Annotated in this window: 16 protein-coding genes; 13 read left to right on the top strand and 3 right to left on the bottom strand. The window is 72.2% G+C overall.

Annotated features, from left to right (window positions below; genetic code table 11):
- Positions 1-51: 51 nt before the first annotated feature.
- Positions 52-1,959 carry a sensor histidine kinase gene (locus ABT053_RS15805; RefSeq protein ID WP_350969729.1) on the bottom strand — a complete coding sequence of 636 codons (1,908 nt, stop codon included), beginning with the start codon at positions 1,957-1,959 and terminating at the stop codon, positions 52-54.
- A gap of 141 nt (positions 1,960-2,100) precedes the next feature.
- Here ABT053_RS15805 and ABT053_RS15800 point away from each other — a divergent pair, with 141 nt between their 5' ends.
- The 3 genes from ABT053_RS15800 to ABT053_RS15790 all read left to right on the top strand — a co-directional run bounded on the left by ABT053_RS15800 (position 2,101) and on the right by ABT053_RS15790 (position 4,695).
- Positions 2,101-2,784 carry a response regulator gene (locus tag ABT053_RS15800; RefSeq protein WP_350969728.1) on the top strand — a complete coding sequence of 228 codons (684 nt, stop codon included), beginning with the start codon at positions 2,101-2,103 and terminating at the stop codon, positions 2,782-2,784.
- 349 nt (positions 2,785-3,133) lie between these two features.
- Positions 3,134-3,766 carry an IclR family transcriptional regulator gene (locus ABT053_RS15795; RefSeq protein ID WP_350969727.1) on the top strand — a complete coding sequence of 211 codons (633 nt, stop codon included), beginning with the start codon at positions 3,134-3,136 and terminating at the stop codon, positions 3,764-3,766.
- 95 nt (positions 3,767-3,861) lie between these two features.
- Entirely contained in the window at positions 3,862-4,695 is an 834-nt protein-coding gene (locus ABT053_RS15790; protein WP_502991774.1) for an SAM-dependent methyltransferase, read from the top strand.
- A 153-nt stretch (positions 4,696-4,848) separates the two neighbouring features.
- Here ABT053_RS15790 and ABT053_RS15785 read toward each other — a convergent pair whose 3' ends face one another.
- Complete coding sequence (locus tag ABT053_RS15785; RefSeq protein ID WP_350969725.1) at positions 4,849-8,442, bottom strand: helix-turn-helix transcriptional regulator; 3,594 nt, start codon at positions 8,440-8,442, stop codon at positions 4,849-4,851.
- Between the two features lie 293 nt (positions 8,443-8,735).
- Here ABT053_RS15785 and ABT053_RS15780 point away from each other — a divergent pair, with 293 nt between their 5' ends.
- From ABT053_RS15780 to ABT053_RS15745, 8 genes are all read left to right on the top strand, one after another.
- A complete protein-coding gene (locus tag ABT053_RS15780) occupies positions 8,736-10,163 on the top strand; it encodes an amidase (protein ID WP_350969724.1) in 1,428 nt (475 codons plus the stop codon).
- A gap of 276 nt (positions 10,164-10,439) precedes the next feature.
- A complete protein-coding gene (gene nhaA / locus ABT053_RS15775; protein ID WP_350969723.1) occupies positions 10,440-11,756 on the top strand; it encodes a Na+/H+ antiporter NhaA in 1,317 nt (438 codons plus the stop codon).
- Between the two features lie 153 nt (positions 11,757-11,909).
- Positions 11,910-12,695: a phytanoyl-CoA dioxygenase family protein gene (locus ABT053_RS15770; protein WP_350969722.1), complete on the top strand. Its 786-nt coding sequence runs from the start codon at positions 11,910-11,912 to the stop codon at positions 12,693-12,695.
- Between the two features lie 164 nt (positions 12,696-12,859).
- On the top strand, positions 12,860-14,032 hold the full coding sequence (locus tag ABT053_RS15765; RefSeq protein ID WP_350970005.1) for a homogentisate 1,2-dioxygenase: 1,173 nt from the start codon (positions 12,860-12,862) through the stop codon (positions 14,030-14,032).
- Between the two features lie 136 nt (positions 14,033-14,168).
- On the top strand, positions 14,169-15,047 hold the full coding sequence (locus ABT053_RS15760; protein ID WP_350969721.1) for a hypothetical protein: 879 nt from the start codon (positions 14,169-14,171) through the stop codon (positions 15,045-15,047).
- Positions 15,047-16,183, top strand: a complete 1,137-nt coding sequence (gene fahA, locus ABT053_RS15755; RefSeq protein ID WP_350970004.1) for a fumarylacetoacetase — start codon at positions 15,047-15,049, stop codon at positions 16,181-16,183. The genes ABT053_RS15760 and fahA overlap by 1 nt, the downstream gene beginning before the upstream one ends.
- A 112-nt stretch (positions 16,184-16,295) precedes the next feature.
- A complete protein-coding gene (locus ABT053_RS15750) occupies positions 16,296-16,733 on the top strand; it encodes an NfeD family protein (protein ID WP_350969720.1) in 438 nt (145 codons plus the stop codon).
- A 4-nt stretch (positions 16,734-16,737) separates the two neighbouring features.
- Positions 16,738-17,886: an SPFH domain-containing protein gene (locus ABT053_RS15745; protein ID WP_350969719.1), complete on the top strand. Its 1,149-nt coding sequence runs from the start codon at positions 16,738-16,740 to the stop codon at positions 17,884-17,886.
- Positions 17,887-18,009: 123 nt separating this feature from the next.
- Here ABT053_RS15745 and ABT053_RS15740 read toward each other — a convergent pair whose 3' ends face one another.
- Positions 18,010-18,759, bottom strand: coding sequence for a hypothetical protein (locus ABT053_RS15740; RefSeq protein ID WP_350969718.1), 750 nt, complete (start codon positions 18,757-18,759; stop codon positions 18,010-18,012).
- Between the two features lie 254 nt (positions 18,760-19,013).
- Between ABT053_RS15740 and tdh the strand changes: the two genes are divergently transcribed.
- Positions 19,014-20,042, top strand: a complete 1,029-nt coding sequence (gene tdh, locus ABT053_RS15735) for an L-threonine 3-dehydrogenase (protein ID WP_350969717.1) — start codon at positions 19,014-19,016, stop codon at positions 20,040-20,042.
- 100 nt (positions 20,043-20,142) lie between these two features.
- The gene (locus ABT053_RS15730) at positions 20,143-21,315 is read left to right on the top strand and encodes a glycine C-acetyltransferase (RefSeq protein WP_350969716.1); all 1,173 of its coding nucleotides are present in this window, start codon (positions 20,143-20,145) and stop codon (positions 21,313-21,315) included.
- The last annotated feature ends 110 nt before the right edge of the window (positions 21,316-21,425 follow it).

The following is a 21,425-nucleotide window of genomic DNA, read 5'->3' as shown; positions in this document are numbered from 1 at the left end:
GGCATCACGAACCGCTGGCATCACGGGCTGGCGGCATCACGGTTGGCGCCATCACGGACCGGCGGCATCACGGTCGGCGTCATCGCGGGTCGGAACCATCACGATCGGCGTCATCACGATCGGTATCGTCACGGAGAGCGACGTCCCCGCCCCCACGGAGCTCATGATCCTCAGCCTGCCGCCGAGCGTCTCGACGCGGTCCCTGAGCCCGATGAGCCCCGACCCCTTGCCGTAGTCGGCCCCTCCGTCTCCGTCGTCGCGGATCGAGAGCCGGAGGGCCGCTCCGGCCATGCCCAGGGTGACGTGCACCACGGAGGCGTTCGCGTGCTTCACCACGTTGGTCAGCGCCTCCGCCGCCGTGTAGTAGACGGCCACCTCGACGCGCTCCGGCAGACGCGGGACGGAGGCCAGTTCGAGCTCGACGGGGAGGGCGGAGCGGCGCGCGAGGGCCTTCAGGGCGGGCACGAGCCCGCCCTTCGAGAGAATCGCCGGGTGGATGCCCCGTGAGAGCTCCCGCAGGTCGTCCACGACCCCGGTCAGCCCCTGGACCGCGTGGGACAGCCGCCCCCTGAGTTCGGTCATCGGCGGCGGCACACCGGCCTCCACGGCGCGAAGTTCGAGCCCGAGCGAGACCAGGCGCTGCTGGGCCCCGTCGTGCAGGTCGCGCTCGATGCGGCGGCGGGTCTCGTCGGCCGCGGCGACGACCCGGGCGCGGGAGGCGGCGAGCTCGGCACGGGCCTGGGCGTTCGAGATGGCGGTCGCGACGAGCTCGGTGAAGTCCATCATGCGCTCCTCCCCGCCCTCGAACCTCGGCTCCCGGGTGCTGGAGAAGATGATCATCACCCCCCACAGGCATCCGTCGACGACGACGGGCGAACCGACGGCGGAGGTGACCCCCATCTTCTTCGCCCATGTCGCGATCTTTCCAACGCTCTGGGCGTAGTCCACCCTGCGCATCGGGCGTCCCGTCTCCAGTACGGCGGACGAGACGCTCACCTCGTTGAGCGGCCACTGCGAGCCGAGGGGCAGCACCTTCTCCGTACCGGCGTCCCGCCAGCTCCACGAGCCCAGCACCGTCACGTGGCCGGGGTCGTAGCGGCTGATCGCCACGTGGTCCGCCTCCATGAGGGACCCCATCTCGAAGGCGACCGCGTTGAACAGCTCCGCCGAGGAGATGCCCCGCGCCACAAGCGTCGCGACCCGCCGCAGCGCCGCCTGCTCCCGGGCGATCCGGCGGATCTCGTCACGGCTCGACGCCAGGACGACCTCGGTTTTCTCCCGATCACGCGCCGCCCTCAGCAGCGCCTCCAGGGAGGGCGCCATCCGTTCGCGCAGACGTCTCCGTACGGGCTCGGGCACCCCGGCGGGCAGGACCAGGGTGCCGACCCTGGCGCCGTTCTCCGTGAGCGGCAGCGCCTCTCCGTCCTCCTCCTCGGGGATCTCCTCAAGCCGGAGCTCCAGGTCCGGGGCCCCGAGAGTCCGTGACAGGAGACGCGAGGCCGGTGGCAGCGCGGCCTCCAGGTCCTTCGTACGCAACAGGATGTGGGCCAGTTGCGCGGCGAGATCGGCCTCGCGCCGGCGGTCGTCCGCCTGGATGTTCAGCGAGCGCGCCAGCGCCGCGATCGAGCTGATCACCAGCCCTACGAGAAGGAAGATCGGGAGCGGGGTCCAGAGCCAGTGCGTCTCGGACGAGAGGCTCCACGCGGGCGGAAGGTTGAAGTAGGTGAACGCGACGGCGCTGCCCGCCAGGGTCGCCAGGCCCAGCCCCAGGCCCCACACGACCGAGACCAGCAGGACACCGAGCAGATAGATCCCGCCGAGGAAGTCGCCCGACGTCACGCGCTCCAGGAAAAGGGACAGCAGGGCTTCCGCCGCGATGCACAGGGCGCCACAGACGACCCCTGCCGCGAGGGGAGGACGCTTTGTGCGCAGCAATAACGACAAAAGCCGTTCGCGCATAGAGACTAAGATACTCGCATGTCAAGAAGGGGGTTGACGATTATTTCCCGACCGCGCTCCGTCCGTACGACCGCTCGGGCATCCGATATGCAATGCCTTTAACCCGGCATGACCATTTCCGTAACCAGAATTCGGGGAGAAATGCATGGCGAAAGAGCGGGAACCGTGAGCGGGGAGCGGATACGAATAGCGCTGGCGGACGACGACGTGCTTTTCCGCGAGGGGGTGGCGAGCCTCATGTCGCGGTCGGGCTTCGAGGTCGTCGGCCAGGCCGGGGACGCGACGGAGATCCTCGCCCTCGTCCGGCTGCACCGGCCGGACCTCGTCATTCTCGACATCCGGATGCCACCGGCCCACGCCAACGAGGGCCTCGACGCGGCACGGGTGATCCGCGAGGAGTTCCCGGAGACGGGGATCCTCCTGCTGTCCGCGCACATCGAGGTGGAGGAGGCGATGGAGCTGCTCGCCACGGGACACCGGGTCGGCTACCTGCTCAAGAGCCGGGTGACCGGGGTGGACGACTTCGTGGAGACGCTCGGGCGCGTCGCCCAGGGCGGCTCGGTCGTCGATCCGAGTCTCGTACGGGAACTCATCATGACCCACCGCAGGGACGACCCGCTGGGACTCCTCACCGCGCGCGAGCAGGAGGTCCTGGCCCTGATGGCCGAGGGGCGCTCCAACTCCGGCATAGCGCACAAGCTGTGGATCACCGAGGGCACGGTCGAGAAGCACGTGCACAGCATCCTGTCCCGGATGCGGATACCGGGGACGGAGGACGACCATCGCCGCGTCCTCGCCGTGCTCACCTTCCTCGACGCCCGCTGATCACCGGCATCCGCTGATCCCGACGCTCACCGATCCCGGCACCCGCTGATCTCGACGCTCACTGATCCCGGCACCCACTGATCCCGATGCTCGGGACCGGCCGATACCGGGACTGTTCGCCCGCACCGGGGCGACGGTGACGATCGAGGCGTGGTCCCGCCTTCCGGCCGGGGCCGGACGACGCTCGAAGCGCGATCACCGTCCAGCGAGATGCCCGGGACACGCGACGACGGCCTCGGCGGGCATCCTGGACACCGGAGACGCTGTCCGAAGCATGATCCCCGCCCGGTGGGCGTCCCGGGGGCCGGGCGATAATCGGGGCATGCTTCCAGCCCAGCGGGCGTTTTAGATGCCGGCCGAATCCTCGCAGACCCTGGAGCGCGGCCTGCGGCTGCTGCGCCTGCTCGCCGACGGGCGGCGGGGCCGTACCCCCACGGAGCTGGCTGCGGAGCTGGAGCTGAGCCGCCCGGCGGTGTACCGGCTGCTCACCACCCTCCAGAGCGAGGGCTTCGTCCGCCGGGACGGCGACGGACGGGTCCACCTGGGCTTCGGGGTCCTCGTCCTGGCCCGTGCCGTGCAGCCGCTGCTGCGGGAGGGCGCCCTCCCGACCCTGCGCAGGCTGGCGGAGGAGGTCGGGGCGACCGCGCACCTGACGGTGGCCGAGGGCGACGACGGCCTGGCCGTGGCGGTGGTCGAACCCTCCTGGACGAACATGCACGTCGCCTACCGCGAGGGCTCCCGCCACCCGCTGGAACGGGGTGCCGCCGGACTGGCCATCCTCGCCCTGCGCGAGGGCCGTACCGGCTATCTGGTCTCCGAGGGCCAGCTCCAGGAGGGGGCCAGAGGTGTCGCCGCCCCCGTGCCCGGCCTCCCCTGGCTGGAGGCGTCGGTGGGCGTGGTCACCTTCACCCCGCTCGACCCGGACGCCGTGGGCCCCCGGGTCGCCGCCGCCGCCGCGGAGCTGTCGGGCTCGCTGACCTGATGCCTTCTTCGTCGCATCTCAACCGGACGTACCGACGAATTCCCCGATAAGGCCAGAAATCCGTAAGACGCAAGACGCAAGATCCTCGTTCTTCGATGCCAGGAAAAGAGCGCCCCGTGCCCCAGGAGTCCGCCCTGCGCGCTCCCACCCAGATCGACTCCAGCGTGGCCCATTCCGCCCGGATCTGGAACTACTGGCTCGGCGGGGAGGAGAACTACGCCGTCGACCGCGAGATCGGTGACCAGTTCGTCGATATTTTCCCGGACATCGTGGATATCGCCCGCTCGTCCAGGGCGTTCCTCTCCCGCGCCGTCCGGTACATGGCCGGCGAGGGCGGGATCCGCCAGTTCCTCGACATCGGCACGGGGCTGCCCACCGCCGACAACACCCACCAGATCGCCCAGCGGGTGGCCCCGGACGCGCGCATCGTCTACGTCGACAACGACCCCATGGTGCTGACGCACGCCCGCGCCCTGATGATCGGCACCGCCGAGGGCGTGACCGAGTACGTCGACTCCGACGTGCGCGACCCGGACGCGGTCCTGGAGGCCGCCAGGGCCACCCTGGACCTCGACAAGCCCGTCGGGCTCATGCTGATGAACATCCTGGGCCACCTCCCCGACATCGACGAGGGACGGGCGGTCACGCGCCGCCTGCTGGCCGCCCTGCCCTCCGGCAGCTACCTGGCGGTCGCCGACGGCACCAACGTGATCCGCGGCCCGGAGTTCGAGAAGGCCATCGCCCTCTGGAACGAGGCCGGCTCGGCCCCGTACGTCCTGCGCAGCCCCGAGCAGATCGCGAGCTACCTCGACGGCCTGGAACCGGTGGAACCCGGCGTGGTCTCGTGCCCGCTCTGGCGACCGGAATCGTCGATCGCCGCTGGCGACCGCGAGGTGGACGAGTTCTGCGCCGTAGGCCGCAAACCCTGACCTCCGGCCACCCCCTTGGCCCCTGGCCCTCTGGCCCCTTGGCCCCTGGCCCCCTGCCCCCTGGTCCCCTGGTCCCCTGGCCTCCTGCCTCACGGCGACGACCGCCGGACCCCGGCCCCCGCCTCACAACGACGACCGCCGGATCTTCCCCCCTCAGGGGCGGTCGCCGAGGAGGTGGGCGATGAGCTCCGCCCGGTTGGTGAGGCCGAGCTTGGCGAGGACGCTGCGCACGTGGCTCTCGACCGTACGCTCGCTCAGCACGAGGTGTTCGGCGACCTGCCGGTTCGACAGCGCCCGCGCGACGAGGCCCGCCACCTCGCGTTCCCGGGCGGTCAGCGGGTCGGCGGCGCGATGCCGGGCCTCGATGTCGGCCAGCAGCCGATCGGCGCGGGCCAGCGGTCCCGGCAGGTCCAGCCGCCGCGCCTGGGCCGCGGCGCGGGCGGCGAGCGCCGCCGCCTCGGCGTGATCACCGGCCGCTCCCCGGCGCCGCAGCACGTCGGCGAGGGCGAGCCAGGTGTGGACGAGCCAGGGCCGCGCGTCGAGCCGGAGATTGATCTCGGCCGCGGCCCGCAGCGTCTCCGCGGCCTCGTCGAGCCGTCCCATGACGGCGGCCATCCGGCCGAGGGCCCGCGCCGAGGCGCCCCCGCAGAAGCTGTCCGCGTTCCCCGGGAGGCCCCCGGCGGCGGCCCAGGGCAGCCACAGGGCGTGCGCCCACCCGGCGGCCTCGGCGTCGTCGAACGCCTCGACGAGTTCGGTCAGATGCTGGAGGACTCCCATCCCCCGCACCCCGGGCACCGGCTCCCGCAACAGCAGGCGCAGGCGCTCGTACCCGGCGAACGCCTCCCCCGAGGCCCCGTCGAGGTGCAGGCACAGGGCATGGGCGGCCTCGACGACGGGGATGGGAGGGAGCGCCGCGAAGGACTCCCGGTAGCCGGTGGGCAGGTCGCTCCGGTCACCGCGTACGAGCGCGAGGAGCTGCCCGAAGACGTCCGTGACCAGGTACGCGAGAGGATCGCCCATCCGGACGGCGATCTCCCCCGCCTCAGCCGACCGGGAGCGTGCCCGGTCGAACCGGCCCGCCAGCGCCTCGCGCGCCGCCGACACGCGCAGGTGGTACCAGCGGGCCACGGGCAGGCGCGCGGTCGCGGCCAGCTCGCCGAGCCTGGCGATCTCGTCGTCGACCGCGGCGAGATCGACCAGCTGGTAGCCCGCGTCGACACGCCAGACGTGCCCACGCGCGGCGGCCATCGGCCGACCGGCGCGCGACGCGGTCCGGATGGCGAGCTCGCCGATCCGCAGGCGCTCGACCACGTCGTCCGGCCCGTCGAGGACCCCGGCCCTGGCCCGCCCGGCGTCCAGCAGCGCGACCGGATCACCGCACGCCTCCGCCAGCCGCAGAACCTCCGCCGACTCCCGTACGGCACCCGCAGACCTCCCCGCCTCGACCTCCAGGCACGCCTTCCGCGCGAGCAGGCGGGCACGGGCGACGGCCACCTCCGAAGCGGTCATGGCACGAGTGCCCTCCGCGCCGGTATCGGTGTGGGGGACGGTTCCCGGCAGGGCGTCCGGAGCGTCCGAGGGGGCCGGAGTGTCCGAGGGGTCCAGGGCGTCCGAGGGGTCCAGGGCATCCAAAGCGTTCAGGACATCCTGGCCATCCAGTACGTCCAGGGCATCCAGGGCATCCAGGGCATCCAGGGCATCCAGGGCATCCAGAGCGGACAGCGCGCGATCGCACAGGGCTACCGTCCGCACGACGACCGACGGATCGCCGACCCCGCAGATGACGAGCGCGGCGGCGGTGAGCAGGTCGGGCCGCCCGGCGAACTCCGCCGCGTCCGCCGCCTCGCGGCAGTGCCCGGTGCTTCGCGGGATCCACCCGGCGAGGCGTTCGGCGGTCGCGAGCTCGACGAGGAGCTCCGCCCGCTCCGCCTGCCCGGCTCCCACGCGGCCGAGCGCCTCCAGAGCCTGGTCGAGCGACCGGACCGCCTCCTCGGGGGCCAGCGACCGCAGCGCGTACGCGGCGGCGGCCCGTGTCCAGCGCAGGGTGGCCCGCAGTGCCTCGGCGTCGTCACCGGCCTGCCTCCAGTGGGCCGCGATACGGGCCGCGTGCGCGGGATCGGCGCCCAGCCGCCGCTGCAGCGACTCGGCCGCCCTCCGGTGCAACGCGATGGCCGCCGGTACCGACTCCGCGACGACCCCCTCGCGGACCAGGGCGTGGGTGAAGCGGTACCGGGGCGGCGCGTCACCGGTACGGGTGAGCAGACCGGTCCCGGCGAGCGCGTCGAGATGGCCGGACACCGTGGCGGGAGGCAGATCCTCGACGTCGGAGAGCAAGGCGAGGTCGAGGTCCTCGCCGAGCACCGCCGCCGCGCTCGCCGTGTCCCGTACCGCCGGATCGAGCCCGTCGAGCATCTTCGCGACGAGAAACCGCAGATCCGCCGACGGCAGCAGAGGAAGCCACTCCCCACCACCGGCCTCACCATCGGCCCCGCCATCGGCCTCGGCTCCGGGACCGGTGGCAGGGCCGGTCCTCATGTCGGAACCGGTCCCCGCGTCGGGGCCAATGCCAGGGCCGGTCCCCGCAGACCCGGTTCTCGTGCCAGGGCCGGTCCCCGCAGCAGGGCCGACGCGGGGGGCGGTCCCCGTGGCGGAGCCGATGCCAGGACCAGGGCCGGGGCCGGGGCCTGGGCCTGGGCCTGGGCCAGGACCGGGGTTGAAGCCGATCTCGTCGAGGGCCCGCGCCATGATCGACACGAGCAGCGGCAGCCCGCCGGTTCGCTCGTGCACCGAGCGAGCCACCGAACGAGCCGCTGAGCGGGCCACCGGATGAGCCACCGGGTGGGTCGTCGAGGAGGTCACCGGACGGGCCGGGGTGACGCCGCGCGGCAGGACCGCGAGGTATCGCTCGACGTCCGGCAGCGTGAGAGGCGTGAGCGGGACGATCCGTGCCGCGCGACCACGGGCGACCTCTGCGAGGGTTTCGACGGCTCGCCGGGTGGTGGCGTTCCTGTGGGTCACGACGACGAGCAGTCGCGATTCCGCGGCCTCGAACGCGACATGGCGGAGCAGGGCCAGCGAGGCCTCGTCGGCGTCGTGGAGGTCCTCGATCACAACGACGAGCCCCTTGGCCTCCTCCGCGGCCCCGACGAGAACGTCGGTGAGGGCGGCCATCAGCCGAAAGCGCACCGCCGCCGCCTCGAATGCGTCCATCGCGCCGGATCCCCCGACGCCCCCGGCGGCCCCAGCGAGACCAGTGGCCACGCCGATCCCGACAGCCCCAGTGGTCTCAGCGATCCCGATGATTCCGGTGATCCCGGTGACCCCGGTGATTTCGAAGGGCCCTGCGGGTTCAGCCGTCCCGTCAATCCCAGCGGTCTCAACCGTCCCAGTGGTCCCAGTGGTCCCAGCGGTTTCAACCGTCCCAGCAGTCCCGGCGGTCTCAGCGATTCCGGCGAACCCGGTGATTACGGCAACCCCGGTAGGAAGCGGCCCCCCGGGGATTTTCCCGATGACGCGTAGCCACGGCCACAGCGGCGGGGTGCCGTCCTCCGCGAGGCAGCGTCCCCACAGGACGGCCGTCTCCCCCGCGACGGCCTCCTCCACCAGCCGCGACTTGCCGATTCCCGCGGGTCCCGAGACCAGGACGACGCCGCCCCTGCCCTCGTGAGCGGCCGCGATCGCCTCGCGCAGCAGTGCCGTCTCGCGCTCGCGCCCGACGAAGGCGTCCGGGCCGCGTCGGATGTCCATCCTCCAAGTCTGACAGCGCGAGTCCGGCAGCGCGGGTGACGGAACACCGGCCCTTCGTACGAGAACCGACAAGACCGGCAGGCTCCCGAACCCCGAATTCCGGACCCCCGGGCTCCCCGGGCCGGTGGTACCGGCTTCTCAGTACCGATGTTCAGTGCTGCCCCGGATGGCCACGACGCGTACCGGACCGAAGCTCGACGTACCGGCCGCACGACGCGAGAAGGGCACCGAGGCCGGAAACAACGCGAAGCAACGCAGAGGCAGAGACAGAGAGACACAGAGAGGGAATGCCGGTGGAACTTCACGAGTACGTGCGGTACGACGCCGTCGGGCTCCGTGGCCTGATAGAGGCGGGTGAGGTCACCGCCGCCGAGGTCGAGACCGTCGCCCGGGAGGCCCTCGGGACGGCGAACGCGGAGGTGAACGGTCTCGCGCTGCCGCTGTTCCCCCGGGCGCTCGACCACTCCGCCGACGGGCCGCTCGCGGGGGTGCCGTTCCTGATCAAGGACAACGGCCCGGTGGCGGAGGGGGTGCCGTTCTGCTGCGGGAGCCGGAGCATCGAGGGGGTCGTCGCCCGGCACGACACCGAGCTGATGACGCGGTTCCGTGCCGCCGGACTCGTCACCCTGGGGATGACCACCGTCCCGGAGATGCTGATCAGCTTCTCCACCGAGTCCGTCAGGTACGGGCCCACCCTCAACCCGTGGGACCCCCGCCGGGGTGTGGGCGGTTCGAGCGGGGGCGCCGCCGCCCTGGTCGCGGCCGGTGCGGTGCCCATGGCGCACGGCAGTGACGGCGCCGGTTCCATCAGGATCCCCGCCTCCTGCTGCGGGCTGGTCGGCCTCAAGCCGAGCCGGGGCAGGACGCCGTGCGGGCCCGACCTGGGCGAGGCGCTGTTCGGGCTGTCCTACGAGCTCGGGCTGACCCGTACCGTCCGCGACACCGCCCACCTCCTGGACGCCGTCCAGGGCCCGGCCCCCGGCGACAAGTACACCGCCCCGCCGCCCACCGGCCGGTACGCCGACGAGCCAGGGGCCGATCCGGGCGTGCTGCGGGTGGCCGTGACCACGCGGGCGTGGTCGGGGGCGGCGGTGGACCCCGAGGTGGCCGCGGCGGCCGTCGAGGCGGGCCGCGTACTGGAGAAGGCGGGACACCTCGTCACCGAGGCGAGCCCGGCCGTCGACTGGGACGCCGTCATGCGCGCCATGGTGCCGACCGCGACCCTCGCCGTCGCCGCGCCGCTGCTCACGGCCCTGCGACCGCCCGACCCGGCCAAGGTGGAGGCCGTCACCCTGCGGGCCTTCGAGGAGGCGAGGGAGCTGGGCGTCGCGCGCCTGATGGGGGCCTTCGACGCGCAGAACCGGGTGAGCCGGTTGGTGGGGGCGTTCTTCACCGGGTACGACCTGCTCGTCACCCCGACCCTGGGCCGCCTTCCCGCACCGCACGGCACCCTGCGGTACGACGATCCCGGCCACACCGTGACGAGCTGGCTGGAGTCGATCTTCGACTACGGGCCGTTCACCGCGGTGTTCAACATCTCCGGCCAGCCCGCCATCAGCCTGCCGCTGGGCCGGAGCGAGGAGGGGTTGCCGATCGGGGTGCAGCTCGTCGCCGCCTACGGCCGCGAGGACCTGCTGCTCCGGGTCGCCGCCCGTCTGGAGGAGGCCATGCCGTGGAAGAACCGGACCCCTGCGCGGCACCTCCTCGCCGGGCTCCGGTGAACCCGGAAGGACCGTGCCCTCCGAACTCGAAAAGACCGTGCCCTCTGAACCCAGAAGAACGCACCCTCGCGCCGGGCCCGGTGACCCCGGAAGGACGTACCCCCGCGCCGGGCTCCCGTGAACCCGGAAAAACGTACCCCCGCGCCCCACCCTCTCGCCGGGCTCCCATGGACCCGCCGGTAGGGTGGACGCCGGTGCGCCGGGAAGTCTGGTCGGCAGTGTCCGACCCGACCCCGAAGTCGGTGGTCCCCGCCCCGACACCGAAGTGGAGCACCCATGAGCGGCACCTCACCCGGCACGCCTCGCCTGTTCAGCCGGGGTTCGTGGGACGAGGCCCGGCGCGTCGCGGACATCCTGCGCGGGGAGACCGTCGGCGGGGCGCTGCTGCTGGCCGGCGCGGTGGCGGCGATGATCTGGGCGAACTCCCCCTGGTCGGGAGCCTACGAGGCACTGCGCGCCGTCAGGGTCGGTCCCGCGGCCCTGCACCTGGATCTGAACCTGGCGGCCTGGGCCTCGGACGGGCTGCTGGCGATCTTCTTCTTCGTGGCCGGGCTGGAGCTCAAACGCGAGTTCGTCGCCGGTGACCTGCGCCAGGCGCGGCGGGCCGCGGTGCCGGTCGCGGCCGCGTTCGGCGGCGTGCTCGTCCCGGCCGTGCTCTACCTGCTCGTCACCCTCTCCAGCGGCGCCGGGGACGGCGCGGCGCGGGGGTGGGCGATCCCGACGGCCACCGACATCGCGTTCGCGCTCGCCGTGCTCGCGGTCATCGGCCGGTACCTGCCCGCGGCGTTGCGCACCTTCCTGCTCACCCTGGCCGTGGTGGACGACCTGCTCGCCATCGTCATCATCGCGATCTTCTACACCGCGGACCTGTCAATCCTGCCCCTGCTGGGCGCGCTGGTCCCGCTGGCGCTCTTCGCCCTGCTGGTCCAGCGCCGGGTGCGCGCCTGGTGGCTGCTGCTCCCGCTCGCCGCCGCGACCTGGGCGCTGATGCACGCCTCCGGGGTGCACGCCACCGTCGCGGGGGTGCTGCTGGCCTTCACGGTGCCGGTCGTCCGCAGCGAACGAGCGGGGGGCCCGGACGCCGGGCCCGGCCTGGCCGAGCACTTCGAGCACCGCCTGCGGCCGCTCTCGGCCGGGGTGGCCGTGCCGGTGTTCGCGTTCCTGTCGGCGGGGGTGAGCCTCGGCGGCCCGAGCGGCCTGGCCACCGCCCTGACCGACCCGGTCGCGGTGGGCGTCGTCATCGGCCTCGTGGTCGGCAAGCCCATCGGGATCATGGCCGCGACCTGGCTGGTGTCCCGCTTCACCCGCGCCGACCTGGACGAGAGCCTGGCCTGGGTCGACGTGGGCGGGCTGTCGGTGCTGGCCGGGATCGGGTTCACCGTCTCCCTGCTCATCGGGGAGCTCGCCTTCGGGGCCGGCAGCGAGCGCGACGCCCACGTCAAGGTGGCGGTCCTGACGGGCTCCCTGATCGCGGCGCTGGCGGCGGCGATCGTCCTCCGCCTGCGCAACCGGGTCTACCGGCGCATCCACGAGGCCGACACCGCCGACCTCGACGGCGACGGCATCCCCGACGCCTACCAGGAACGTCCCTGAGCGCGCTCGGACGGCATCCCCGACGCCCTGCCGGGAGTCCCTGAACGCGCTTCAGGAGAGCGGTTCGGGCGAGAAGGGGCTCGGTGGGCACCCGACACAGGCGGCGCGGAAAATGTCGGGCGCCCGGGGCCGGTGTCGTCGCACGATGGGGGCATGGACGACACGACCTTGGTATCCAGCTTCCTCCGCGACGGCTTCGTGAAGCTGGAGGGCGCCGTCGCGCCGCGCGTGGCCGCGGACTGCGCGCGGCTGCTGTGGCGGGAGACGGGCTGCGACCCGGACGATCCTGCGACGTGGACGCGGCCCGTGCACTGGGTGCCCGGCATGGCGCAGGGGCCGTTCGCCGCCGCGCCCAACTCGCCGTTCCTGCAGCACGCGTACGACCTGCTCGTCGGCGCGGGACGCTGGGAGCCGCGTTACTCGCTGGGCACGTTCCCGCTGCGCTTCCCGCACGAGGAGGAGCCGGACGACGCGGGCTGGCACATCGAGGGGAGCTACCTGCCGGAGGGCGAGAGCTGGTACTTCACGAACCTGCGCTCCCGGGGCCGGGCACTGCTGATGCTGTTCCTGTTCAGCGAGGTCGGCGAGGAGGACGCCCCGACCCGGATCCGGGTCGGCTCACACCTCGACGTGCCGAAGGTGCTGGAGAAGTACGGGGAGGACGGGGCGAGCGGGCTGACCCTCGCGCCCGACCTGGTGGCGGCGTCCGACCACCGGCCGCTCGCCCTCGCCACCGGATCCCCGGGCGACGTCTTCCTGTGCCATCCGTTCCTGGTGCACTCGGCGCAACCGCACCACGGGACGCGTCCGCGCTTCATGGCCCAGCCGCCGCTGATGCCGGCCGCGCCGTACGAACTGGAGCGGGCCGACGGCGCGTACTCACCCGTGGAGATCGCGATCCGCCGGGGCCTGGGACACGACACCCCCGGCCCGGCGTAGGCGGGCCGCACGGCCGCGGCGTTCCGGGCGTGGGACCGGATCGGGTGCGCAGAGAACCGGCACGTCCCACGGGAACGACGTTTGACATCTCCTCGCCCCTGACAGATGGTTGTTCGTATAAAGGACGCATGCGTCCGATAAACGGACAGAGCTGGGAGAAGCGGATGCCGTACTACCGGGTCGTGGGGGAGATCCCCCGCAAGCGGCACGTACAGTTCCGGAGGCCCGACGGCGGGCTGTACGCCGAGGAGCTGATGGGCGAGGAGGGGTTCTCCAGCGACTCGTCGCTGCTCTACCACCGCCACCTCCCCACGGCGATCATCAAGGCCGAGGCCGTCGAGCCCGACGCGTCGCAGGGGCTCCTCACCCCCAACGTGCCCCTCTCCCCCCGCCACCTGCGCACCCAGGACCTGCCGGCCGGGGGCGACCTGATCACCGGGCGCGGGCTGCTCGCCGGGAACGCCGACGTCCGCATGTCGTACGCCGCGAGCGAGGCGCCCAGCGGGCTCTACCGCAACTCCATGGGCGACGAGTGCGTCTACGTCGCGAGCGGGCGGGTCAGGTTCGAGTCGACGTACGGGGCGATCGAGGCCGGGGAGGGCGACTACGTCGTCGTCCCCACCGGGACGATCCACCGCTGGGTGCCGCGCGGCCCCGTCACCGCGTTCACCGTCGAGGCGGCGGGGCACATCCGGCCGCCCAAGCGCTACCTGTCCAAGTACGGCCAGTTCCTGGAGCACGCCCCCTACTCCGAGCGCGACCTGCGCACCCCGCAGGAGCCCATGATCGCCGAGGGCGAGGAGGTGCCGGTGCTGGTCCGCACGCGCGGCGGGCTCACCCGGCTGGTCTACCGCGACCACCCGTTCGACGTGGTCGGCTGGGACGGCTGCCTCTACCCGTACGCGTTCAACATCAACGACTTCGAGCCGATCGTGAAGCGCACCCACGCCCCGCCGCCGGTGCACCAGACCTTCGAGGGCCCCAACTTCGTGATCTGCTCGTTCTGCCCCCGGCCGCTCGACTTCCACCCGGACGCGATCCCGATCCCGTACAACCACCACAACGTCGACTCCGACGAGCTGATGTTCTACGCGGGGGGCGACTACACCGCGCGCAGGGGCTCGGGCATCGACGTCGGCTCGGTCTCGCTGCACCCGGCCGGGTTCACCCACGGACCGCAGCCCGGCGCCGTCGAGGCCGTGATCGAGGCGGTACGGCAGGGCCACACCCGGACGAGCGAGCTGGCCGTGATGGTCGACACCTTCCGCCCCCTCGACCTCGGCCCGGCCGGGCTGTCGGTGGAGGACCCCGCGTACGCGTGGACATGGGCCCGTTGACACACGCCACCCGGGACACGGGCCCGTTGACACACGCGACCCAGGACACGGATCGGAACACCGCCCAGGGCGCGGACCCGTCGCCGCGGCGGCGCGGGGCACGATCGCGGGCCCGTCACGGGGTAGGGACAGGACCATGAGCGCACACACGAGCACGGGGACGGGCGCGGCTGTGAACGGCGTGGGCATGGGAACGGCGGTGCTCTTCCGGGAACTCGTCGACGACGCCGGGCTGTTCCCGCCGACCGGGCTGCCGATGGCCGAGGCCCTGGAGCGGCACAGGAACGACCTGGCGGGCAACGACCCGGTGCTCACCCACCGGTTCCTCTGCCCGGCCGGACGCCTGGCGGAGCTCCGCGACCACCTGACCTTCCCGATCCGGGTCGGCCTGATCCTGGACACCCCCGACGTCCCGCCCCTCGACGGCGTCGCCGTCGAGCTGGTCGAGGTGCGGCAGGCGCCGGGCGAGACCCCGGGGACCGTCTCGGAGCGGCTGGCCGGACGGCTGCCCGGCGACGCCCGGCTGTTCGTGGAGGTGCCCGCGGGCGACCTCGCATACCTGGCCTCCCTGCCGCGCGACGCCACGGGGCCCGGCCTGAAGTTCCGCTGCGGCGGGCTGACCGCCGGGGCCTTCCCCGGCGCGGCGGACCTGGGCGCCCTCGTCGCGCACTGCGCGAGACACGGCGTGCCGTTCAAGGCGACCGCCGGGCTGCACAACGCGGTCCGCCACTTCGATCCCGTGCTGGGCGTGGACCGGCACGGCTTCCTCAACCTGGTCCTCGCGGTCTGCGCGGCCGTGGAGGACCGCGATCCGGTGCCGGTGCTGAGGCTGACCGACGTCGGCGAGCTGGTACGCCTGGCGCAGGCCGTGCCCGACGACACCGCGGCGCGCGCCAGGGAACTGCTGGTGTCGTACGGATCGTGCGACACGCACACCCCGATCGAGGACCTGGTGGCCCTGGGCCTGATCGCGCGCCGCCCGCCCGCCCCCAACACGGAAGAGGAGAACGCGTGATGTCTTGGGGCCTGGAGAACCTGCCCTACGGAGTCTTCTCCCGCCACGAGGGGGAGACCCCTCGCGTCGGCGTCCGGTACGGCGACCACGTGGTCGACCTGGCCGGGGCCCTGCACGACGAGGTCTTCGCCACCGGCTCGCTCAACGCCTTCATGTCCAGGGGCCCGGCCGCGTGGCGCGACACCCGCGCCCTGATCCAGAACAAGCTGAGCACCGACCGGGCGGTGATGGGGCCGCACCTCGTCCCGCTCGACCAGGTCACGTTGCACCTGCCGGTCGAGGTGGCCGACTACGTCGACTTCTACTGCTCGCTGGAGCACGCCTCCAACCTGGGCCGGATGTTCCGTCCCGACGAGGAGCCGCTCAAGCCGAACTGGCGGCACCTGCCGGTCGGCTACCACGGCAGGGCCGGGACGGTCGTCGCGTCCGGCACCCCGGTCACCCGCCCCTCCGGGCAGCGCGGCGCGGGGGTCTTCGGCCCGTCCGCCAAGCTGGACATCGAGGCGGAGCTGGGATTCGTCGTCGGCACGCCCACGGCCCTCGGCGACCGGGCCGGGCGGTTCGAGGACCACGTGTTCGGCGTGACCCTGGTCAACGACTGGAGCGCCCGCGACCTCCAGGCCTGGGAGTACGTCCCGCTGGGCCCGTTCCTCGGCAAGTCCTTCGCCACCTCGGTGTCGCCGTGGATCACCCCGCTCGCGGCCCTGTCCGAGGCGCGCGTCGAGGGCAGGCCGCAGGACCCGGAGCCGCTCGGCTACCTGCGCCGCGAGGACCCCTGGGGGCTCGACCTGCGGCTGGAGGTCTCCGTGAACGGGGAGGTCGTCTCCCGGCCCCCGTACCGGGACATGTACTGGACGCCCGACCAGATGCTCGCCCACATGACCGTCAACGGCGCCGCCCTGCGCACCGGCGACCTCTACGCCAGCGGCACGGTGTCCGGCTCCGAGCCGGGCGAGCGCGGCTCGCTGATCGAGCTGACCTGGAACGGGACCGAGCCGCTGAAACTGCCCGACGGCTCGGCCAGGGCCTTTTTGGAGGACGGGGACACCGTCACGATCACCGCGACCGCCCCCGGGCCCGGCGGGACCACGATCACCCTGGGCGCGGTCTCGGGAACGATCGAGCCCGCCCGGTAGCCCCGGGATCCGGCGGCGCGGCCGGGCCTGTCGGCGATCCGGCGAAGGACATACGGTGGGGAGAGGAACCTCCCGGACGTCCGGCGCGTTGTACAGGCAGGAGGGCCGGAGCATGGAGTATTGGGTCATCTGGTTGATCTTGGCGGTAGCCCTGGGGGTCGCCGAGATACTCACCCTGACCACCGCTCTCGGCCTGCTCGGGGGAGCCGCCCTCATCACCTCCGTCGCCGCCGGGCTCGGCCTGCCGATCCCGCTCCAGCTCGTGGTGTTCATCGCGTCCCTGATCACCGGGGTGGTCGTGGTCCGGCCCATCGCCAAGCGCCAGCTCACCATGCGGCAGCCCCGGAGCCAGCGGTTCGGGATCCAGGCGCTCGTGGGCAAGCCCGCCTACGTCCTGCGCGAGGTGACCGGCCGGGACGGCCGGGTGCGGATCGGCGGCGAGGAGTGGTCCGCCAGGGCCTACGACGAGACCCTGGTGATACCCGCCGGGGCGACCGTCGACGTCATCGAGATCGAGGGCGCGACCGCGCTCGTGTATCCACGGGAGTGACACCATGGACGCTCTGCTCATAGCCGGACTGCTCATCGTCCTGTTGGCGGTTTTCACCGTGATCCGCTCGGTGCGCATCGTCCCCCAGGCCAGGGCCCGCAACGTGGAACGGCTGGGCCGCTACCACAGCACGCTGAAGCCCGGCCTGAACTTCGTGATCCCGTACATCGACCGGGTCTACCCGATGATCGACCTGCGCGAGCAGGTCGTCTCCTTCAAGCCCCAGCCGGTGATCACCGAGGACAACCTGGTCGTCGAGATCGACACAGTGCTGTACTTCCAGGTCACCGACCCCCGGGCGGCGGCGTACGAGATCGCCAACTACATCCAGGCCGTGGAGCAGCTCACGGTCACCACGCTGCGCAACGTCGTCGGCTCGCTCGACCTGGAGATGACGCTGACCTCGCGCGACACGATCAACAGCCAGCTGCGCGGGGTGCTCGACGAGGCGACCGGCAAGTGGGGCATCCGGGTCAACCGGGTGGAGATCAAGGCCATCGACCCGCCGAAGAGCATCAAGGAGGCGATGGAGAAGCAGATGCGCGCCGAGCGGGACAAGCGCGCCGCGATCCTCAACGCCGAGGGCCAGCGGCAGTCGCAGATCCTCACCGCCGAGGGCGACAAGCAGAGCGCGATCCTGCGGGCCGAGGGTGACCGGAGCGCCGCGATCCTCAAGGCCGAGGGTCAGTCGCAGGCCATCGACGAGGTCTTCCAGGCCGTGCACCGCAACGACCCCGACCCCAAGCTGCTCGCGTACCAGTACCTGCAGGTGCTGCCCGAGCTGGCCAAGGGCCCGAACAACACGTTCTGGGTGATCCCCAGCGAGGTCACCTCCGCGATCCAGGGCGTCTCCAGGGCGTTCACCGAGGCGCTCCCGCAGTCGTCGGCCGTCCGCGAGACCCCCAGGGTGAACGAGGCGGCGGCCGAGGAGCGGATGCTGGCCGAGAAGGCCGCCGCGGAGGCGGTCGCCGAGGCGGCCGAGGCCGACCTGGGCCCCCGCCAGCTCAACGCGCCCCCCGCCCACCTGCCCGGCGACGACCTCCTCGGGACGGGCACGGGCACGGGGACGCCGTCAGGAGCCGGAACGCCTTCGGGAGCGGGAACGCCTTCGGGAGCCGGAACGCGTGAGGAGCACCGCCGCACCACCTCCTGACCCCCTCCTGCCCCTCCCGCCCCTCCCGAATCTCCGCCCACGCGGGCCCGGCGCCGGACGACGGCGCCGGGCCCCGGCCGCGGGCGGGGCGTTCGGTTCGCCCGTACGGAGTCACCGTCCGCCTCAGCCGTGACGGGCCTCGATCTTCGACAGCCACTGCTCGCAGTTCTTGCAGGCGCCGCGCGCCTGCCACTTCCCGCCCTTCTCGTTCCAGGTCTCGGCGTGGAAGTAAAGGGTGCCCGGCTCGATCTTGGTCGCGGGCGTGACGGCCCTCGCGATGAGGAACTTGTTCATCGCGTCGACCTCCGCGCACCCGGTGACCGGCCACGACTCCGCCTGGACCACTCCGGTCAGCAGTTTCTTCATGACCGGGTGCTGCACCACCGCGTAGGCGTACGCCCCGCTGGTGCCGACGTAGACCGTTTCCGAGACCGTGTCGGCGAGACCCGAGATCACCATGCCGACGGCGTTGTTGTTTCCCGAGCCGTACCGGTTGCGCTCCTTGACGGCCTCGCTCCTGGCCCATCCGGCGACCTCCTGGCGCCGGGCCTCCCGCGCCTCCCGCGCCAGCCGCAGATCATCCGCGGCCTTCACCTTCACGTAGTAGGGCCAGCCGCCCTCGTCCTCGTCCCTGACCCACTCGACGAACGTGGTGCGGGCGGCCGTCTCGGCCGTGCCCGCGATGATCGCGCTCTCCAGGCGCGACAGCTTGGTCATCAGGAGCTCGACGTGCGGCTTCTCCTTGTTCACGATCGTCATCTTGTCGTGGAACCCCTTCAGCAGCGTCCGGGCCCCGAAGGCCCAGGCCTTGACACCTGCCGGGGGGACCAGGTCGTCCGCCGTGGGCAGGACGACTTCCGTCTGCTCGCTCATGATGCGCCCTTCCGTGTGCGTGTGGTTCGCACAAGCATGCGCACGGACGATGTATGACCGATCACAGAGTGATATACGCCTTTTGCAACCGCCATTTGGTTCCGCCGATTTGAGAGGAAATGTCTGGGTAACCCTCTAGGTCTCGGGGACCGGGCGTGAAGCAACGCTGTGGGTGGGGTTAAGAAAACCGCGATGGACACCCCCGAAGGCGACCGGGCACAGTGCGTAGGGTCGGAGCTGAGGGGGAATCCGCTATGAAAGCGCTGGTCAAGGAGAGGGCCGAACCCGGCCTGTGGCTGGCCGACGTGCCCGAGCCGTCCGTCGGTCCCGGCGAGGTGCTGATCAGGGTGCTGCGCACCGGGATCTGCGGCACCGACCTGCACATCCGGAGTTTCGACGCGTGGGCCCGGCAGACGCTGCGGACGCCGCTCGTCATCGGCCACGAGTTCTGCGGCGAGGTCGTCGAGGTGGCGCCGGGCGTGGAGGACATCACCCCCGGCGACCTGGTCAGCGGCGAGGGGCACCTGGTCTGCGGCAAGTGCCGCAACTGCATGGCCGGACGTCGGCACCTGTGCCGCAGCACGATCGGGCTGGGGGTGAACCGCGACGGCGCCTTCGCCGAGTACGTGACGCTCCCGGCCTCCAACGTCTGGGTGCACCGGGTCCCGGTAGACCTCGACGTGGCCGCGATCTTCGACCCGTTCGGCAACGCGGTGCACACCGCCCTGACGTTCCCGATGGTCGGCGAGGACGTGCTGATCTCCGGCGCCGGGCCGATCGGGCTGATGGCCGCCGCGGTCGCCACCCACGTGGGCGCCCGCAACGTGGTCGTCACCGACGTCAGCCCCGAGCGGCTGGAGCTGGCCCGCAAGCTCGGCGTCACCCTGGCCCTGAACGTCGCCGAGACGTCCGTCCAGGAGGGCATGGACGGGCTGGGCATGCGCGAGGGCTTCGACGTGGGCCTGGAGATGTCCGGGAACCCGAAGGCGCTCCGCGACATGATCGCCTCCATGTCCCACGGCGGGAAGATCGCGATGCTCGGCCTGCCCGCCGAGGAGTTCGCCGTCGACTTCGCGACGATCGTGACCTCGATGATCACCCTCAAGGGGATCTACGGCCGGGAGATGTACGAGACGTGGTACGCCATGTCCGTGCTCCTGGAGAAGGGCCTCGACCTCTCCCCGGTGATCACCGACCGCTTCTCCTACCGCGACTTCGACGCGGCCTTCGACACCGCCGCCGGAGGCAGGACCGGCAAGATCATCCTGGACTGGACGACCTGATGCCGGACGACCTGATGCCGGACGGCTCGATGCTGGATGGCCCGATGCCCAGTGCCGTCCACAGCGGAACCGACAAGATCACCTCGGATTGGACCGCCTGATGTTCGACAATCTCCGCGACGACTTCCGTACGACCCTGAACGAGATCGCCGAGGCCGGGCTGCTCAAGCCCGAGCGGGTCATCACCACCCCGCAGCGCGCCGGGATCGCGGTCGCGGGCGGCGGCGAGGTTCTCAACTTCTGCGCCAACAACTACCTCGGCCTGGCCGACCACCCCGAGGTGGTCGCCGCCGCCCAGGAGGCCCTCGGCCGCTGGGGCTTCGGCATGGCCTCGGTCCGCTTCATCTGCGGCACCCAGGAGGTGCACAAGGAGCTGGAGGCGCGGCTCTCGGCCTTCCTCGGCCAGGAGGACACCGTCCTGTACAGCTCGTGCTTCGACGCCAACGGCGGCGTGTTCGAGACGCTGCTCGACGACCGCGACGCGGTGATCTCCGACGCGCTCAACCACGCGAGCGTCATCGACGGCATCCGCCTGTCCAAGGCGCGGCGCCTGCGCTACGCCAACCGCGACCTGGCCGAGCTGGAGTCGCGCCTCAAGGAGTCCGCCGACGCCCGGCGCAGGCTGATCGTCACCGACGGCGTCTTCTCCATGGACGGCTACGTCGCGCCGCTGGAGGAGATCTGCGACCTGGCCGAGCGGTACGGGGCCATGGTGATGGTCGACGACTCGCACGCCGTCGGCTTCGTCGGCGAGCACGGCGGGGGCACCCCCGAGCTGCACGGCGTACGGGACCGGGTCGACATCCTCACCGGCACGCTCGGCAAGGCGCTCGGCGGGGCCAGCGGCGGCTACGTGGCGGCGCGCAGGGAGATCTGCGAGCTGCTCCGCCAGCGCTCGCGCCCCTACCTGTTCTCCAACTCGCTCGCCCCGGTGATCGCCGCCGCGTCGCTGCGCGTCCTCGACCTGATCAGCGGCTCGGACGAGGCCCGGACGCGGCTGCGCGCCAACACCGAGCGGTTCCGCACCGGCATGACCGAGGCCGGGTTCGACATCCTGCCCGGCGACCACCCCATCGTCCCGGTGATGATCGGCGACGCCGCCGAGGCCGCCGCGATGGCCGAACGCCTGCTGGAGCTGGGCGTCTACGTGATCGGCTTCTCCTACCCCGTGGTCCCGCACGGCCAGGCCCGCATCCGGGTCCAGCTGTCCGCGGCCCACTCGGCCGAGGACGTCGACCGCGCCCTGGCGGCCTTCGCCACCGCCCGCGGCTGACCACACCGGCCACGCCTGGGCCGGGCGCCCCGAGCCGAGCGCCCGAGCCCCGAACCGGGCACGCCCCGGACCGGCACGCCCCGGACCGAACACCTCGGGCCGGGCATCCC

This window comes from Streptosporangium sp. NPDC002524, from assembly GCF_040295985.1.
GTDB lineage: Bacteria > Actinomycetota > Actinomycetes > Streptosporangiales > Streptosporangiaceae > Streptosporangium.
The sequence above is the reverse complement of the archived record's forward strand: the minus strand, read 5'-3'. Positions and strand labels throughout refer to the sequence as shown.

Bases quoted from the DNA above. Each gene is read 5' to 3' on its own strand.
- ABT053_RS15805 (WP_350969729.1), bottom strand. From the start codon at position 1,959: ATGCGCGAACGGCTTTTGTCGTTATTGCTGCGCACAAAGCGTCCTCCC.
- ABT053_RS15800 (WP_350969728.1), top strand. From the start codon at position 2,101: ATGCATGGCGAAAGAGCGGGAACCGTGAGCGGGGAGCGGATACGAATA.
- ABT053_RS15795 (WP_350969727.1), top strand. From the start codon at position 3,134: ATGCCGGCCGAATCCTCGCAGACCCTGGAGCGCGGCCTGCGGCTGCTG.
- ABT053_RS15790 (WP_502991774.1), top strand. From the start codon at position 3,862: ATGCCAGGAAAAGAGCGCCCCGTGCCCCAGGAGTCCGCCCTGCGCGCT.
- ABT053_RS15785 (WP_350969725.1), bottom strand. From the start codon at position 8,442: ATGGACATCCGACGCGGCCCGGACGCCTTCGTCGGGCGCGAGCGCGAG.
- nhaA (WP_350969723.1), top strand. From the start codon at position 10,440: ATGAGCGGCACCTCACCCGGCACGCCTCGCCTGTTCAGCCGGGGTTCG.
- ABT053_RS15770 (WP_350969722.1), top strand. From the start codon at position 11,910: ATGGACGACACGACCTTGGTATCCAGCTTCCTCCGCGACGGCTTCGTG.
- ABT053_RS15765 (WP_350970005.1), top strand. From the start codon at position 12,860: ATGCCGTACTACCGGGTCGTGGGGGAGATCCCCCGCAAGCGGCACGTA.
- ABT053_RS15760 (WP_350969721.1), top strand. From the start codon at position 14,169: ATGAGCGCACACACGAGCACGGGGACGGGCGCGGCTGTGAACGGCGTG.
- fahA (WP_350970004.1), top strand. From the start codon at position 15,047: ATGTCTTGGGGCCTGGAGAACCTGCCCTACGGAGTCTTCTCCCGCCAC.
- ABT053_RS15750 (WP_350969720.1), top strand. From the start codon at position 16,296: ATGGAGTATTGGGTCATCTGGTTGATCTTGGCGGTAGCCCTGGGGGTC.
- ABT053_RS15745 (WP_350969719.1), top strand. From the start codon at position 16,738: ATGGACGCTCTGCTCATAGCCGGACTGCTCATCGTCCTGTTGGCGGTT.
- ABT053_RS15740 (WP_350969718.1), bottom strand. From the start codon at position 18,759: ATGAGCGAGCAGACGGAAGTCGTCCTGCCCACGGCGGACGACCTGGTC.
- tdh (WP_350969717.1), top strand. From the start codon at position 19,014: ATGAAAGCGCTGGTCAAGGAGAGGGCCGAACCCGGCCTGTGGCTGGCC.
- ABT053_RS15730 (WP_350969716.1), top strand. From the start codon at position 20,143: ATGTTCGACAATCTCCGCGACGACTTCCGTACGACCCTGAACGAGATC.